Raw genomic sequence first — 17,327 nt, 5'->3', positions numbered from 1 at the left:
ATTATTGATTGGATATCTTGTCGATGGGGAGAGGAATGCGCTGTTGACCGTCACTGACATATCCCTCAAGAACATCAGAAAAAAGAAGTGCAGTTTTATCGTCAATAATACCAAGTTGGCGATTTTGGAGAAGAAAAGTCATCGTTGACACAGAGGATTCACTGAGCAACTCTTTAATATAAGATTGCTCCAGACTGTATTCTTCGGCTGTTACATCATCCTTGACTACGATATTGGAAAGAAGATAAATCAATCGGGTTAATTCGGATGCGGATTCTTTAGTCTTGGCTAACAAAAATGCAGCCTGTTCATTTGTGACAGGAATAGGCTCAAATGAAGTATCTTTTGAATCCGGAACAATAGTTTGTGAAGATAGAATTTGTTCTGCTTTTGTTTGAAAAACTTGTTCAGAGAAAGGGGGTTGCGGTTGTGAGATGCCTTTGATTCTATCAATAGTATCTTGAATTTTTGGTTGTACTTTATAGTGCCAGAGTACGTGAATAAGGTCAGAAACGGACTTTTTAACTTCTGGGTCGCTAAGGATGTCACCCCAAATTTCCATTGTGGCTCCAGTAGCACGAACAAGAGCCTGCGCCATGGGGGATGAGACAGGAGACTCTTTATATACGGTTTCCGTGCGGACTGCCTCACGTTGAGAAAGTTCATTTTCTGAAATATAAGAAATATCAAGAGAAGCCTTAATATGACCAGAACTATCGCGGAGTCCATGATTGGAGCGCAGTTCACCGCTATCTAATTTTTTGAAGTCATCTTGGGACATGGTGACATTCATAGTGCGTGTTTCAAGGTTGGAACATTCTTTTTTCTTGGACAACTTGATGCCTCCAATCAAATTATAGGCCTATTATTCTTTATACTTTTCCTCAAAGAACTTCCACGCAGTTTCGTAATCCTGCTCCCGGTCACAGCGGTCAAAGGGAGCGGCGTATTCTATAGTGTGCTGTACCGGGCCGCCAGGCATGGTGTCATCCGTAATGGTACGGGCAAACACATAACCGGCCGGAGCATGCTTCATAATACCGTCCCATGGAGCATCGCCGCGCTTGATTGGCTGCACAGCACCGGCATTTTCCCACTCCGGGCGGGTGAAGCCTACACCGGTCAGGCTGCGGTTATTGGTAAAGGTGATGCGGCCGTTGGCATCATACCAAGTATCGGCCTCATAGCTCTGCAGTACCGGGAATTGGATGCGGTAAATGGTCTTGAGCTGCTGCAGGGTCATGCCCAGTGCCATGGCGGTAAGTACATCAATTTCTACCAAAGCCTGCCGCCGTTCATAGTCTGTGCGCAGGGGTGTGTCCCATGTCCACTCCGGGGTCAAAGAAGTAAAGCGAGTAGGGGAAAGGCGAGGGTCGGATTTGGACCAGGTACTGTGAGTAAAAGACGTATCAAAGCAAGTTTTCCAAAGGTTAGCGTAATGATTGGTTACACAGTTTAAGAGTAAACTACGTTCTGACATAGACAGAGCAAAAATTGATTCGTTTAATAGAGGAAGTTTTGAAGCCAAATCGAACAAAATGTCTGACTTTCCAGTTGATTTCACATAGAAATCAAAAGGAATCGAGGAAAATGTGGCAGCAAGCAAACTGATTATATTCTTATCGGAAACTGCAAGACCGAAGATGGTGTGAATATGTCCCATTCCTGGAGGAAGAAGAGCGGAAATCAAAGTCCGTTCTCCACCCTGATTTAACATCCGACGCATTACTAGGCGATATTCTTCATGATAAGAAGTGTCCCAATAGGTTTTAGGTTCACGTAGAAAATAATCGTCAATGCTACAGAAGGGAGTGTAATTTACGCGCTGGATATAGTTGGAAGAAATATTTGTCAAATCAATATTATCATAGTCGCTATTTAATTTGCAGATACTACGAGAAGATTTGAACAATGGATTTGATACACCAATGTGAGGACCGGAAATAATGGCGTCCACTGTGCTATCAGGGAAATGGACATATCTGGAAATTGTTCCATCTTTTTGTGAACCAGTTTCTTCCCACATACGAGTATTAAAAATGGAAAGTTGCATATCTCCGATAACCTTGTTTTGCTTCGAAAAACGGATCAATACTTCAAGGAGTTGCTCAACATGCAGTTGCGGCAATCGTGCTTGCTGCCATTTATCATTTCCATCAAACAATTTGGCAAAAACTTCCAACTCGCGCTGCGTGACATGGATGATGCGGTCAGGGTGGCCGGTAGTATTCCAGTCGCCATTGGCATCCTTGATGCCTGGAATCGGCGCGGAGGCTTCGCCTTGGTAACACTCTGCGATGCTTTTAGCATCGTAGAGGTTACTGATGGTGTCGAATGACACCATCAGTGGACCACCATACACATTTAGACTAAATTGTGTATGGTGGTGCACTTCGGAAAATAGCTTTCTCTCGTTTGCAAATTGAAAATGATATCGCAAACGAGGATACAGCATTTCCCGAAGTGCACCACCCTTCGGGTCGTCGTAGACGCCCTCAGGGTGTACGAAAGCGGCAATGCCGCTTTCATTCGTTTTCTCCCACGAGAGTGGAAGAAAACATTTAAACAGATTCGTTTGCTGTCCTTTCAGGGCAGGATAATTCTGCACGGCGTTCAAAAAGTTCTGTTCGCCGGAAAGCATTTCATACTCTGCAAAATACATGCTGTGCGTATGTGCATTTTCCAGTGCCGTCTGCCGTTCGTGGGTGGTCTGGGTAGCGGTCAGTTTTTTTACAGCAAACATGGGATTGGCATCCGCCAGCACGCCCTGTTCGTTCCACTCGATCTTGATCCACGGCGGGTTACCGATCATCAGGTCAAAACCGCCGCGCTCGGCAAACACATCGGCAAACTCCAGTTCCCAATGCATAAAGTGATTTTGCTGTGCAATCGTGCGAGCCAGCTTCAGCCGGGGCAAAAGGGCGCACAGTTCGTCCAAGTTGACCTGAAGCAGGATGTCAGTATCTTCTTCGTCTGCATCTTCTAGCATGGAAAGCTGCTGGGAATCACTGTTGGTGGAGTACAGCCCCACCAAGATCATGTACATATCATTCAGAAATTCGCTGCGGCTGGGCAAAAGATCAGCCTTGTCAATGGGCCAGAACCACAGGGCGCACCAGTAATCCATCGCAAATTTTAAACGAGCATAAGCACCAGCATTTTTGGCATTCTCGGAACGGTACATGGTGCGCAGCATCTGATCTTTGGTGCGCATGGAAGTATGGGAGTCCGGTTCATCATCATTGAATTTGAACACAGACAGGCTGTCGTGCGTCTGCTGCTTCAGTTGCTGACGCAGAGAAATCTGATCTTTCCAGAGCTTGTCAATCGTCTTGGAGAGTTTTTTCAGCGTTTCGATATCATCGTCACAGTAAGGAGCAGTAAATGCCTTGTTCCAGGTGTTCAAAAACTTGATTTTTGCAGGCTCCAGCTGTTTGATGACTTTGTCGGTATAACTGCACATACCGGGGTCGCCCAACAGAAAATGATAGATTTGTGTGGACAACTTGCCGCGCTTGCGCTCGGTGCCAAGGGGAACACGCTCCGGGGCTTTTTCATACCAGCGCAGACCTTTGCTGGTGGCTTGCAGGGAACTCACGCGGTAGCACTGCCGCCGGGCACCAATCAGGGAATTGTCGTTGACCAGCTGGGTACCGAACCACGGCACAAATCCATTAGGATAAATGGTGTTCAGCCACAGAGAAACCTCGGCCAGTTCCACGGCCACAGGGTTCAGGTCAACGCCGTATACATTGCGGTCCGCAATAAACATTTTGACCTTCTGCAGCTGGTTAAAGCGGTCTTCGTAGCCAATGATCTCTCCGGTTTCCTGCTCTTTACGAGAAATATAGGCTTCTGCAAGCTGATTGATCGCTTCATTCAAGAATGCTGCGCTGCCCATGGCAGGTTCACAAATGGTTAGATGCAGAATGTCATCCGCAGATTTGTCTTTCAGCAATTCCTTCAGGGCATATTTGACAAGGCATTTGGTTAGAACTTCCGGCGTATAGTAAGAAGCGGATTTTTCCCGTTCGCGGCCAGCCAAGCGGTAGATGAATGTGCCTTTGGCATACATGCGCAACTTGCCCTTTTTGTTGCCAGACGCATAGCGGACGCGTTCCTCTTCTGTATATTGTGCCAAATCAGATTCAGAAACAAAATAGCCGACATCCAGTTCATTGAAGTCAACTCCGGCGCGTTTGACCTCGTATAAATCCTGCTGTGCGATAAAGCCACGGTAGGAGAGCAGAGCTTCGTATACCGCGCCCATTTGGTTGATGCCCAAATTGGCGTAGGAAATACGCCCCCGGCGGCTATTGCGTTTGCCGGAGGCACGTGTCAGGCTCATTAAGTCGATAAAACGCAGCATGCAGCTGTTGCGCAGTTTGGTAGCATTGATCAACTTGGTGTACTCCGGGTCAAAGATATGCGCCATGAGCGGAGCAATCAAAAAAACATCGTGTATACTGTCGGCACCGGTTACTTTTTGAAATTCGGCTTCCGTTTCCGGATAACCGTTATAAATCAGGTCATAAAGTTTTGCCAGCGTTTCATGTAGATAATAGCCATCGCTCACTTCATCCACATCATCTCGGACAGCGTCGGCGATATCCCGCAGACTTTCCAACGAGTAACCTTTCAGATAACTCAGTTCACGGATGGGAGCATAGCCCAATTCTGGCCGCGCCTCAATGAACAGTATGAACAGCATCCGGTACATATAGCGCAGGCACTCCAGTGTCAGCTGTCCGGCATCCACGGGATGCTCTTCTAGGTTAATTTTCTGCCGGGTTCGCATGTCGTGGAGGACTTCATTGCCCAAAAGTTCGATACATTCACGCAGGGCATATTTTAAATCCTGTGAAACACCCGCAGCATTTTTCTGACTCTGCTCGTTTAACTCATCTAGAAGAATAGAACCGTCTTCCGGGCAGAGGGAATCTTTATGCAGTAGGACGACCATGGCTTGCAGGGTTGTGAGTTCCAAGCGAGAAAAGATGTCTTCTAATTCGAATTGCAAATAGCGTTTTTCACTCCATTTGTTCCGGTCAATCAGTGCAATCTGATTCAGCGAAATAAACAGAAGAAAACGCGGCGGCTCTGCGGCACCGAACAGAATCTGTGTGGCAAGATCCTCATTTTTCAGTTCCAGCAGGTCATCGTTGTGGACGGCACCGAAGGCATCTTCCTCTGCAATGTTACCGTCAAAGACATTGCTTTCCAGAATACCGGCATCCGATTCTCTGGAAGCAGAGAGCATGACCCATAGCAGTGGTGCACCGTTGCTCTTTTTCATTTCCAAATAAACGGGAACAGACAGAGAAGCATCTACAGGGACAAGTTCCGGGGCAGCTTCTGGATACCCAAGAGAAGCCAGGTAACGGTCTGCCATCGTGCGAATCGCAGCCAGAAGCTGCAAATTCAATGCACCGCCTGCGTAGCGGTCGTGCAAGGGATAGAACTGTCGGGCGTTTTGTCGCAGCTGTGCCCAAGGTGTGCGGATCTCTTCGGATGACTTTGCAGCCTGAGCCCAGGCAGTGATGGCCTCACCTGCATTTTCCTCAAAGATGGTCGAAAAATAGTGGTTGGTATAATATTCGTTTTTATTTGTGATACCGGTTAGATCGATGCTCATTCGGATACCCCCATCAGGACGGATACGATACGAATATATGGGTTGTTTTGAATCGTCAGGGTTTCTTTTACCCAGTTCGTAAAATCATCAAACAGTTTGTCCACCCGGCGCTCCTGCTCCTGCAGTTGACGTTCATGTTCAAATAGGGTGGTCTGATAGTACTCCTTGTGTTTTTCCTGCAGTTCAATCAGCTTATCCACCTCTGCATCCAGCTTGGGGTTCATCTCTGCCTGGTACTGCTGGTATCGCTCTGTGAGATAGGTCTTTGCCTGCGTGACTACATCGTGCAACAAGCTGCTTGCAGCAACGATGCTTTGGTTCGTGATGCAGTTTGTGTTGGGAATACGCGCGCTACGCAGTCCGGCTTTCTGGACAACCTCCTCCATGGAAAGTCGCTGAATGAATTGCCCATCCCGATACAGCAGACCAAACCATTCATCGATGAGCGGCGTGGATTTCAGGTTGGGAACACTGCCGGAAACGATGTACAACGCTTCACCGGGATACAAAACGCCGGGCAGACCCAGAACGGGAGCTTCTGCGCGTTTGAACAAAAGCCCGGCCTTATCATTGACCCAAGAGAAAATCGGGTGCAGCTTCCACAAATACTGCGAGGACGGCCATGCCGCCTCATCCATGTTCTTTTGCATGCTGGTGCGCATCTGCTCCATGCAGAAGGCTTTGTCATCCGAAAGGCGCAGTGTTTCTCCTTGCGGCATGGCTTCTTCCGGTATAAGCGCACGCAAACGGCGCTCCATTTCCGGGGTTAACCGGATATCTAGGCCAGAAACCGTTTGCAGTTCCTGAACTGGATTGCTGTCAGTCTGATTAAGGTATTGCACAGCTTGCTCCAGATATTCCTTATCGGTGAACAATGTTTCGTCGGAAACAGTTTCTGAAAGCTGCTCAATAGCAGTCTCCTCTGTTTCTGAGGCAGCGGCCATCAAAGCTTCAAAGGGGTTGAATTCCTGCGCATCGGCATCTAGACTCTGAGCAAATGTATCTGCGTCGGAACCGGATTCGATGGCTTCCGCAATCACCGTTTCTTCCTCTTCCACATTGAACTTGCCCAACAGTAAGGCAGGATCGCCGATATTTTTCAGTGCCTGCTCTTCTTTTTGAATCAGAATCTCGATGATACGCATATCACCTTTGATCTGTTTGTTATTGCTCTCAATGAGCAGATAGCGGATATCAGGGCGTTTTTGCTGACCGTAACGGTCAATGCGGCCGTTGCGCTGCTGGAATACCATCAATGACCACGGAATATCAAAGTGAATCAGGCGGTGGCTCAGATAATGAAGATTCAGACCTTCAGAAGCTACATCCGAAGCGACCAGAATGCGGGTGGAAGATTCCGTGCGGCCGAAATCTTCTACAATGCGCTGCTGCTCTGCATCGCTCATACCACCAGAAATCTCTTGGATCGCAGAGGACTTCAGCCCCAAATCAGTCCGCAGATGTTCCGCCAGATAATTCATGGTTTCGATGCGCTCGGTAAAGATCACAACGCGGTCACCAGGATCTTTGGGGTTCCATCCGTAGGAATCGCTACGCAAAAGTTCCAGCAGTTTTTGATAGCGCGTGAAGTTTTCGGGCGTGACCTGTCCCAGAGCAGTATGCAACTCTTCTAACAAGCGAATATCAGAAATATCATCTGCCGTATATTTTTTATAGAGCTTTTTCAGGCGTGCCTCGATGCTTTTGCGACAGGCTGCTGGGCTAGAAAAGAGAGATTTCTCTAAGCTTGTTTTGAACAGACGTCCAGAGCTTTTGGCTTTGCCAGCATCCATTTCCAGCTGCATTTCAGCAAGCAGGTCGAAGGCATATTCCTCCTGTGCAGAGGCGTGACAATGTTCCAATGTCACCTGCCGCTCAAGAAACGAGCCGTTGACCTGATTTTTGACATCGCTTTTAAAGCGGCGGATACACAGACCCCTGATGTCTTCCGGGGTATAATTTTCAGGGTCTGCAATGGCAGTCGGGTCCAGCATATTCATCAGGGAAGCAAAACTTTTGGCACGGCCATCGTGCGGTGTGGCCGACAGCATGATCATGGTATCACTGCGGTTGGCCAGCAGTTTTGCAAGCCGAGAACGCTGTGCCTGATGGTCACCGCGCTCGGCAACATTCTGCGCTTCATCAATGACGATAATGTCCCAATATGCTTTTTCCAAGTGTGTACGGTATTCCACATCGCGTTTTAAGGTGTCAATGGAAACGATCGTTTTATCATAGTAAAAGAAGGGATTGTAATTGGAGGGCAGACTGGCGCGGATCTTTTGGATTCGGTTGGAATCCAGCCGCACGAGCGGAATAGTAAAGCGATTCCACATTTCTTTTTGGAACTGCGTCATCATGCTTTTTACTGTAACAACTAAAATTCGCTTGCCCTTACCACGTGCAATTAACTCAGACATCAGAATGCCGGCCTCTAGAGTTTTGCCAAGACCGACAGTATCAGCAATTAGAATGCGCTGACGTGGACGCTGCAAAGAAAGTTTTGCAGGATCCAGTTGGTATGGCATGGGATCCATAGCCGCTTTGTGGCCAATATGCAAATTTGTGTCGGTGGGAAGCTGCTGCCGCCATTGACTTTCTAAATACAATAGTGACCGTTTGAAAAATGGGGATGAGTCGGCAATCAACTGAATGCTCGCAGGATCTACAATCTGAATCTGTTCGAGATCTGTGAGAAAAATGGCATCGCGATCTTTCACTAGTGGGGTGACACCGACGCAATGTAAAACTTGATGACCAAGGCTGTTTGTTTCGATCCTTTTGATGAGCCATTCTTCGTCACGAATAACAGCACGCATACCAGGTGCATAATCTGTCATTTTGAAATCTCCCTGCTTTTTATGATTTTCCGAGATATACATATAAGAGTATAATTATCATTATTCTACCACAGACAGGCACAAACATCAATTCTGCCATAAGAATTGCATGAGATTTTGTTGAAGCCGTCTAACTGCCATGGTATACTTTTATACATAGGGCAGGTGATACAAGATGTACGAAAAGCAGGGAACACCGCCGTGCGGCGCGCTGAATTCTTATATAGAACAGGTGCATCGGGGAGATTGCAGACATGTAGTTGTTCCGGAGAGTAGAGAATGGTGAATGAATAGTAGAGTAAAGTGATGCTTAAATGGAGAAAAGCTATTTGATTGGAGAAAATGGCTTATATTGGAGAAAAAACGTATTGCATCGTAAGCGAATCGGTGCTATAATATAAACTGTCAAAAGCTGAATATAAACAGACGAACAGCCGGTAGGTCGAAAGCCTACCGGCTTTTTCGTCCTATTCCACAAGCTGCTATGTACAATAAAGGGCAGGGTGAATAGATTTGGATAAGGCTTTGAATGTTAAAATTTTGTGAAAGAAACATGAAGAGTGTCTCCTTTTTGCCCGATTTCGGTGTACATAGTGAAGGCCTTTATTTCCGAGCCAGATGAAAGGAGAAAGTGGAAGTCAGGGAATTATTGCAGTTCAGAGGTAATTGCCGCTGGTCATTTGCTATGCAACAGCATGATTCGATGATAGGTAAACAAAGCAGGCGACTTTTGTAGATGCCCTGATCAATGGGCAATTGCAAAGGTTGCCTGCTTTGTAGTTCACGAGAAAATAATCGAAATGGCTGCAAATGTGAGAATTGTGTGAAAGAAACGGTAAAAAGGTTGTATTTTGCCCGAAAATCGTGCGCTTTATGAAGGCCTTTAATTTTGAGCAGCGGAAGGAAAGTGAACTTCAGAAGTTCGTTGGTCTGAAAGGCAACATGGTAGAATGGAGGTACGGATATGTAGAGAAAAAGATTGATTACACGTTAAAAACACAGGGGGGGGGAGAGAAGCCTATGAATATTACAACGAGGGATTTTTTGCAGATGCTGTATGGTAAATGCACAGAAGGATGCATTACCATCACGACGCTGCCGGATTCCAGAAATGAGCATATCCCGGTCACGGAACTGGACAAAGCAGCGGAGCGCATTAAAGTGCTGGGTACCAGTGCCAACACCTATTATTGCGTTGCACTGCGTCAGGAAGGGCTGCCATCGAGTGTCAGAGGTGGTATCGGACAGATTCACACCGTTGTTTGCATGGTGGCGGATGTGGATGTGCTGGGGCCGGCACACAAAGAAACCGCACTGCCGAAGACGGAAGAAGAAGCGATTGCATTTGTAAACAGTTTGAAGCTGAAGCCTTCCATCATTGTGCGGTCGGGCAACGGCGTGCATGCCATTTGGCCTCTGAACGAGCCGTTTATTATCCATAACGAGGATGAGCGTGAGCAGATCCGGGAACTCTCTGCCGGGTTCGGTATGTATGTCATTGCAGAGGGGCGTAAAAAGGGATGGAAACTGGACAATGTGCAGGATGTTCCTCGAATGTTTCGGGCTCCGGGTTCACTGAACTTTAAGAGCAACCCGCCGAAACGGTGCGAGGTATATAGTGCCGAGGAATTCCGCTATCCGGTAACTGCTTTTAAAGAATTTAAGCGAATTACCGAAATTGTTGAATTCCATGCAGAGAGCGATTTGGTCGGCCCTGCGGAACGTATGTGTGAAAAGTGTGCTTTTATTGATTATTGCATTGAAAATGCCGCAACACTGCCAGAGCCAATGTGGCATACGATGATCTCTATTGTTGCCGTTACGGAAGACGGTCAGAAAAAAGTGCATGAGAGGAGCGAGACATATCCCGGATATTCTTACGACCAGACAGAGGAATATTACGAGCGTGCTGCAAAAATGAGCCGTCCATGCTCCTGCCGTTATATCCGGGACTTTTTCGGATTTGATTGTCCGAAAGAGGGGTGCGGTGTTCGGGCACCGATCGTTTTTGCATACTACACTATAGAAGAACGTGTAAAAAAGTTGCTGGAAGAGGAGCTGACAGTTGATGAGGCTTTAGAAGAAAAGAATCTTCAGCTGGTACGTTATGCACGGGAACACCAGCCAATCCAGTATTTTAAGCTGAAGGAAAAATATGGCAAACTGAAGATCGGAGTCCGGGACCTTGAAAAAATGCTGACCACCACTGGTGGAAAGGCAGATATACACGAAGGCGGACAGGAGTTCTGCAAGGCATTGGAACTGGATGGCATGGAACTGAATGGACTGGTGGTGCCGAAAGGCTGGGAAGTCGATATGGAAGGAGTTCGACACATTGAATTCCTGAATGGCGTTCCCTATACAAAATCAGCCTTTTCCGCACTGGTTTATATTTCCCGGCGAATGAGGAATGTTGATGATGAAGATGTAAAGCTGGAACTGGCTTTCTATGGTGATTGCCGTTGGAGAAAAATTATCGTTCCACGCGGCGATGCAATGGATAAGAGCAAACTGGTAAAATATGCAAATCAGGGATTGCCGGTGACATCGGAAACCTCTAAAGAGGCAGTCAAATATATGGAAGCTTTTGAAACTTCCAACAAAACCGTCATTCCGCGGCACCGCAGTATCGAGCGCATGGGTTGGGTCAAGAACAGGGAATTCTTCCCTTACCACATGGAAAGCCGTGCCGCCTATGATGGTGCCGGCGAGGAAAGCCATCGGATTATCGCTGCTGTTATGCCGCACGGTGACAAAGACAAATGGATGGAGATGGCAGCAACGCTGCGCACGATGCAGGCTGCACGGGTCATGCTGGCGACATCCTTCGCATCTGTGCTGCTGCAGCCCCTTCAACAGCGGCCGTTCATCTTCCACCTCTGGGCAAACTCTCGCAGTGGTAAGACGGCGGTGCTGAAGGCAGCAGTGTCCATCTACGGCGATCCTAATGTGCTGCTGCGGAGCTATAATAGCACTGCGGTCGGCATCGAGCACACGGCAGGTACAGTGCGGAACATTCCACTGGCACTGGATGAGCTGCAGTCGCTCAGTTTGAAGTATGAAAATCTGTCTCGAATGATGTATATGCTGGGCAATGGTATTGGAAAGATGCGTGGTGACCGCATCGGTGGTACGCAGAAAATGCAGACATGGTGCAATACCATTCTGTCTACTGGTGAACAACCGATCACGGTGCAGAATTCCATGGACGGTGAAAATACGCGCGTCATGGAACTGTATGCATCACCAATCGGTGACACGGACTTTTCCAGAACAGTGCATCAGACAGCAGCGGAGAACTACGGCTTTGCAGGGCAAATGTTTATGGATTACCTGTTCCATGAATATGAGCTGGAAAAGGGCACCAGCAAGCTGCGGCAGGCTTATACAAATTTCCGGGATGAGTTTGTTTCGATGTACGCGATGCTCTATGACAAATGTACGAGCATTCATCTGGAATTTGTTGCTGTGCTTGTCTTTGCGGACTTTATTGCATCAAAGGCTGTTTTTAATGCTGGTGAGGAGGCATGTGGTGCAGCATGGGAAATGGGTTTTGAACTGCTGGAAGCACTGAAGAAAGAGCAGAAGGCAGATGCGGTAGAGCGTGCATGGGATACTGTAAAGGAATGGATCGCTTCCAATCAGGAGCATTTTGAAGTGAAGCATCTTAATGAAGTAGCACGAGAACCGCGGCTCGGAAGATATGAGCCAGGAGAAAAGAAAACCTATATCCTGCCGAATTGTCTCAGAAAAATGCTGATTGACAATGGCTTTTCCTACGAAAAGAGCATCCGTGGTTTCAAGGACCGTGGATATGTCGAAAACAGACAGGAAAACCAGCGAGTTGGAAAGAGCAGCGTAAAGGTGATCATCGCTAATATTGAGCAGGCCTATGAATACAGAAAAGCTAGTGAATTCTTCTGATAACAAAAGGATACTGCAAAATATTCGGTAACGCAAGTAACAACGGAGCCGAAATCGACGGCAAATATGGGATGTTACCACTTCGACCGCTTTTTTTGAGAGATATACCAACACTATATATAGATAATTAAAAGAGGGGATGATTATAAAAAGCTCTATATGTAATGTATATAGTAGAAGTAACAAACCTGCTAACGAGTGTCAATAGCCTGAACAAAAAATCATCAAAAATTTATTGCCGGGTGCAGTTAAGCATCCGGCAACTTTAATAAGCCGACAGCACAGCTTGTCAGCTGAAAATCATCGTAATGGTTCATCAGAAATCATCAATAGGCATCATAAGATGGCTGGGACCGTAGAAATTCAGTAACACGAGCGTAATAGACCCGCAGGAACTTCGCACTTCCTGCGACGGTATAAACGTAATAATGTTTTCCTTCGGAACGCTTTTTGTCCATAAAGCAGTAAACTGCATTTTCCGGGTTTGAGCGTGTTAAAATAATATTCGATATAATAAAAATGGTTCGCCTCAGATGCGGTGAGCCTCGTTTGGAAACATGGCGTGACTTGGATTCAAATGCACCAGACTGGAACGGCGGTGCGTCAATACCAGCAAAGGCCACCAACGCTTTCTTGTTTTTGAACCGCCGAACATCACCAATTTCGGCCATAAGAGCAGGCCCGGTAACGGGTCCGGCTCCTTCCATCTGCATCACAACCTCGTATTCGGGGAGCATTGCAGCCAACCGCTGCATTTCAAGCTGGGTGCTTTGCTTGGCCTCGCAAACGGCATTCAGGCTTTTGCAAGCCTGCGTGATCAGCATCTTTGTACTTTCGCATTTCGGAAGAGTAGCCACGCTTTCCTGTGCAAGCAGATAGATTTTGTGAGCGGTATCTGTACGGAACTTGTAGTTTTTTCGTTTGCACCAGCCCCGATAAGATTCCGTGAAAGCCTCCATGGAATATTGACAGACACAATCCTTGTGCCAATAACGCAGAAAGAAATCTACCCATTTTTCATGTCCATTCGCATTTTTGGTGTTCGGAGCAAACGCAATATTTACCCCGGAAAATGTTTGGTCAGCCAGCGCAATCAGACCGTTCCGCAACGCTGTTGCAGTCGCAGTGATCCGCTCATTTGCTCTGGATTGCATTTTAAGAAGCAGCCTGGTTTCTTCTTCATTATTGAACGGGGGCAGTATATCCCAAAAGGTAAGCGCATAGTTTGCGATTTTAAGAGCATCCGCACGGTCCGTCTTCAGCTTTCGGATCGTATTATCACTAAAATCGTGGATCAGCATCGCATTGACAACGGAAACAAAAAAGCCTGCTTCCTTTAATGTCAGCGCGATCGGTCTCCAGTACGTACTGGTATGTTCCATTACAATACGAATATCGCCTCCCAGTTTTTTGAGTGTGGATGTCAGCTTTTTTAAGTCACTGTTCGTGTGGCGGACATCGAAAGGCCGAAGTACGATTTCGCCTCCGGGTCTCCGTACCGCAACTGTGCTTTTGCTCTTAGACACATCAATACCGACGGCGGTAATAACAGCAGCTTCCATTTTTCTGACCTCCTTTAATGCCGGTTCCGCCTATGCCCATTACCGATTCAGCTTGCTTTGTGACACGAATGTACGGCAACATCTACTCAACCTGCGTCGATCGAACGCTGCAATGGAGATGGCGGAGAACAGTTTGCGCGTACGAGCGTTCAGCTCAAGCAATGCTTCGTTCTCTCAGCACATCTTCATTGTAGCTTAGGTTTGGGCATCTGTATAGCTCACTGGCTGTGAGCTTCTCAGAACCAACACCATTGTAGCAAGCAATGCAGACGTATATACATCTGCTTATTTTGCTCTGCAAAATACTTGTTGGGGAGCACCCAAACCCTTGAACTGCATCTGAAGGATGCAGGCTGTTTTAAGCAAATAAAAAGGAAAACTGTTTTACTTCTTGCGGAATTCTCCATACAGCCACTCTGCCAGCGCCGACATGATAGCCTTGTACTTGCTGGTGTCCTCAAACAGGGAAGAGAAGGTGTCCTGCGCTTCGAGATAGCTGTCCTGTGCGGCGGTGTCAAAGGCTTTGGGGAAGATGCTCTCGGTAAAGATCTGCGGGTCGGAGCTGCGCGCCAGCTTTGCCAGCTTCGGGTCAGCCAGCAGACGGTCATGCAGAGCGGTAAGCAGCACCCGGTCGGCATTGGTGAACTCACCCTTGAACTTTTCGTTGATTTTCAAAATGATCTCGTCCAGCGGCTCCTTGGGGTCGTGGCCGAGAGCACCCTTCTGGGTGACAGGCTCGTAGACGCCCTTGGCGTGTTCCAGCTCAATGGCACCGGCAAAGGTCTTTTGCAGCTTGTAATATTCCAGCTGCAATTTGCCCTCCAGATCCAGCGGAGAGACCTCGTCCGGCGGCAGCAGCTTGAGCAGGTAGGCACAGAATACGTTCTCCTTGTGCAGCTCTTCATCGAACATCCGTGCCACCTGCGAAACGTAGCCGTACCACTTGACAAGGCTGCGCAGCAAGCGGCGGAACTGGTACCGCTCGGCCTGCGTTTTCTGGTTGTAGCGGTCTGCCACCGGCTTCAAGACGCTGCTCATGCGGCCCACGGCGTTTTTATCCTGCTTGGTGCTGCGGAAATACTCCTTGGCAAAGGCTTCCACGTCTGCATCGGAATAAACGGCAAAGCTCCGCAGCTCCTTCTGGGTCTTGTAAATGAGGTCGGTGTTGACCTCCTGCTCCAGAAAGGTTTCCTGATAAAACGGCTGGAATGCCTCCCGGATGTCCTCTGCCTTGTTCACAAAATCCAGCACAAAGGTGTCGGTTTTGCCGGGACAGGTACGGTTCAGACGGGAGAGAGTCTGCACTGCCTTGACGCCCTTCAGCTTTTTGTCCACGATCATGGTGTGGAGCAGCGGTTCGTCAAAACCGGTCTGGTATTTTTCTGCCACGATGAGCACATTGAAGTTGTTGTGGAACTCCTTTTTGGTCTGGCTCTCTGCAATGTGACTGCCATCAGCGCGGACGTTCAGAGACGGCTCCGTGTACTCCACACCGCCGTCCGGCACAGCACCGGAAAATGCCGCTAAGATCTGCACATCGTCATAGCCCTGCTCGGCAATGTAGCGCTTGACCTCGTGGAAGTATCGCACCGCCGCCAATCGGCCAATCGGGAGGAGGTGACTACCATCATCTTGCCCCGCCCGCCGATCTTGTGGCTGGTGGTCTCCCGGAAGGTCTCTACAATGATCTTTGCCTTCTGGCTGATGTTATAGGGGTGCAGCTCCTCATACTTGCGGATGAGCTTCGCCGCCCGGCTGGCAGGCAGGTCGGGGTTGTCCGGGATGGTCTTGGCGATCTTGAAGCAGGTGGAATAGGTCATGTAGTTTTGCAGCACATCCAGAATGAACCCTTCCTCGATGGCCTGCCGCATACTGTAAATGTGGAAAGGGTGGTGGCTGCCGTCCGGGTACTCGGTGCCGAACAGCTCCAGCGTGGCGGCTTTTGGGGTGGCGGTAAAGGCAAAGAAGGACAGGTTCTTGTGCCGCCCGTGGGAGGTCAACTCCTTCACCAGTGCATCCTCCGGGTCGATCTCGTCCTCCGCTTTGCCTTCCAGCTCGGCATATTCCCGCAGCGCGTCCTCGGTGTCGGCAAGGGCGGCTTTCAGCTTTAAAGCAGAGGTGCCGGTCTGGGAGGAGTGCGCTTCGTCGATGATAACGGCATAGTTCTTCCCGGCGGTCTTATTCACCTCAGTGTAGATGACCGGGAACTTTTGCAGCGTGGTGATGATGATGCGTGCGCCGTTGTTGATGGCATCCCGCAGGTCGCCGGAGTTTTTGTCCTCGCCGATGGCCTCCACCGCACCCAGCGTATGGTCGAAGCCGGAGATGGTCTCCTGCAGCTGTGCGTCCAGCACGGTGCGGTCAGTCACCACGATGACGCTGGCAAACACCGGCTTGTTCTCGGTGTTGAACAGGGAAGCCAGCCGGTACGCCGTCCAAGCAATGGAGTTGGACTTGCCCGACCCGGCGCTGTGCTGGATGAGATAGTGCTGCCCGGCACCCTTCTGCCGCACATCTGCCACCAGTTTGCGCACCACGTCCAGCTGATGGTACCGGGGAAAGATCAGGGTCTTGCCGTCCTGCAGGCTCATAAACTTTTGCAGGATGTCCATCATGCTGTCCTTCTGGAACACTTCTTCCCAGAGGTAGGCGGTAAGGTAGCCGCTGGGGTTGGGCGGGTTGCCTGCGCCGCCGTCCCGCCCGGCACCGTTGGAGCCCTGATTGAAGGGCAGAAAGCGGGTGTCCTTGCCTGCCAGCCGGGTGGCCATCCACACCTCGGTCAGGTCTACGCAAAAGTAGCCCAGAATGCGCTTGTTGAACTGGAAACACACCTCCCGGGGGTCCCGGTCGTGCATCCACTGCTGTTTGGCGTTCTCCACGGTCTGCCCGGTGAACTGGTTCTTCAGCTCAAAGGCGAACACCGGGATGCCGTTTACCGCCAGCACCATGTCCACCGAGTTGTGGGTGGTGTCGGAGTAGAACCACTGCCGGTTGCAGGTGATCTCGTTTTGGGCGTAGCGCTGGGCGTCCTTCTGGTTCAGCGCAGATTCTGGCTGAAAATAGCACACCCGGAACCGCCGTCCCCGGTGCTTGAACCCATACCGCAGCACCGAAAGCAGTCCGTCCGCATCGCAGGCATTGTTAAAGGCCGTGCAGAACTTCCGCACCGGGTTTACCGGGTTCTGCTTTTCAAAAAATGCCCACTCGTTGGGCTGGGTCTTTTGCACAAAGCGGATCAGGGTATCCACAAACAGCCCCAGCTTGGGGTCGTAGCAATCCCCATTGCGGGTGTAGCCCCCGGCAGGGGAGAGCAGCGCCGCCGCAATGTCCGATTCAAACTGCTTTTCGGTGGTGTTGAGGGGCATG

The 17,327-nt window shown here is 49.0% G+C and carries 7 protein-coding genes; 1 reads left to right on the top strand and 6 read right to left on the bottom strand.

Annotated elements, in window-relative coordinates:
* Nucleotide 1: 1 nt before the first annotated feature.
* From GXM22_RS08890 to GXM22_RS08880, 3 genes are read right to left on the bottom strand one after another with little or no spacing between them, the layout of a single operon-like run.
* Nucleotides 2-835 (bottom strand): hypothetical protein, encoded by an 834-nt coding sequence (locus tag GXM22_RS08890; RefSeq protein WP_035394988.1) that lies wholly within the window; start codon nucleotides 833-835, stop codon nucleotides 2-4.
* Nucleotides 836-865: 30 nt separating this feature from the next.
* A complete protein-coding gene (locus GXM22_RS08885; protein WP_099357329.1) occupies nucleotides 866-5,635 on the bottom strand; it encodes an Eco57I restriction-modification methylase domain-containing protein in 4,770 nt (1,589 codons plus the stop codon).
* The gene (locus tag GXM22_RS08880) at nucleotides 5,632-8,475 is read right to left on the bottom strand and encodes a DEAD/DEAH box helicase (RefSeq protein ID WP_035394986.1); all 2,844 of its coding nucleotides are present in this window, start codon (nucleotides 8,473-8,475) and stop codon (nucleotides 5,632-5,634) included. The genes GXM22_RS08885 and GXM22_RS08880 overlap by 4 nt, the downstream gene beginning before the upstream one ends.
* A gap of 1,020 nt (nucleotides 8,476-9,495) precedes the next feature.
* Here GXM22_RS08880 and GXM22_RS08875 point away from each other — a divergent pair.
* Nucleotides 9,496-12,399: a DUF927 domain-containing protein gene (locus tag GXM22_RS08875; RefSeq protein ID WP_005936100.1), complete on the top strand. Its 2,904-nt coding sequence runs from the start codon at nucleotides 9,496-9,498 to the stop codon at nucleotides 12,397-12,399.
* A gap of 326 nt (nucleotides 12,400-12,725) precedes the next feature.
* On the opposite strand, the gene GXM22_RS08870 is transcribed toward GXM22_RS08875, so the two are convergent.
* The 3 genes from GXM22_RS08870 to GXM22_RS15420 form a co-directional block, all read right to left on the bottom strand.
* Entirely contained in the window at nucleotides 12,726-13,946 is a 1,221-nt protein-coding gene (locus GXM22_RS08870; protein WP_099045445.1) for an IS110 family RNA-guided transposase, read from the bottom strand.
* A 399-nt stretch (nucleotides 13,947-14,345) separates the two neighbouring features.
* On the bottom strand, nucleotides 14,346-15,551 hold the full coding sequence (locus tag GXM22_RS15425) for a type I restriction enzyme subunit R domain-containing protein (RefSeq protein ID WP_317347264.1): 1,206 nt from the start codon (nucleotides 15,549-15,551) through the stop codon (nucleotides 14,346-14,348).
* The gene (locus GXM22_RS15420) at nucleotides 15,485-17,326 is read right to left on the bottom strand and encodes a DEAD/DEAH box helicase family protein (protein WP_317347265.1); all 1,842 of its coding nucleotides are present in this window, start codon (nucleotides 17,324-17,326) and stop codon (nucleotides 15,485-15,487) included. The genes GXM22_RS15425 and GXM22_RS15420 overlap by 67 nt, the downstream gene beginning before the upstream one ends.
* Between the last annotated feature and the right edge of the window lies 1 nt (nucleotide 17,327).

This window comes from Faecalibacterium duncaniae (genome assembly GCF_010509575.1).
Classification (GTDB): domain Bacteria; phylum Bacillota; class Clostridia; order Oscillospirales; family Ruminococcaceae; genus Faecalibacterium; species Faecalibacterium duncaniae.
This window is presented reverse-complemented; position numbering and strand designations above follow the sequence as displayed.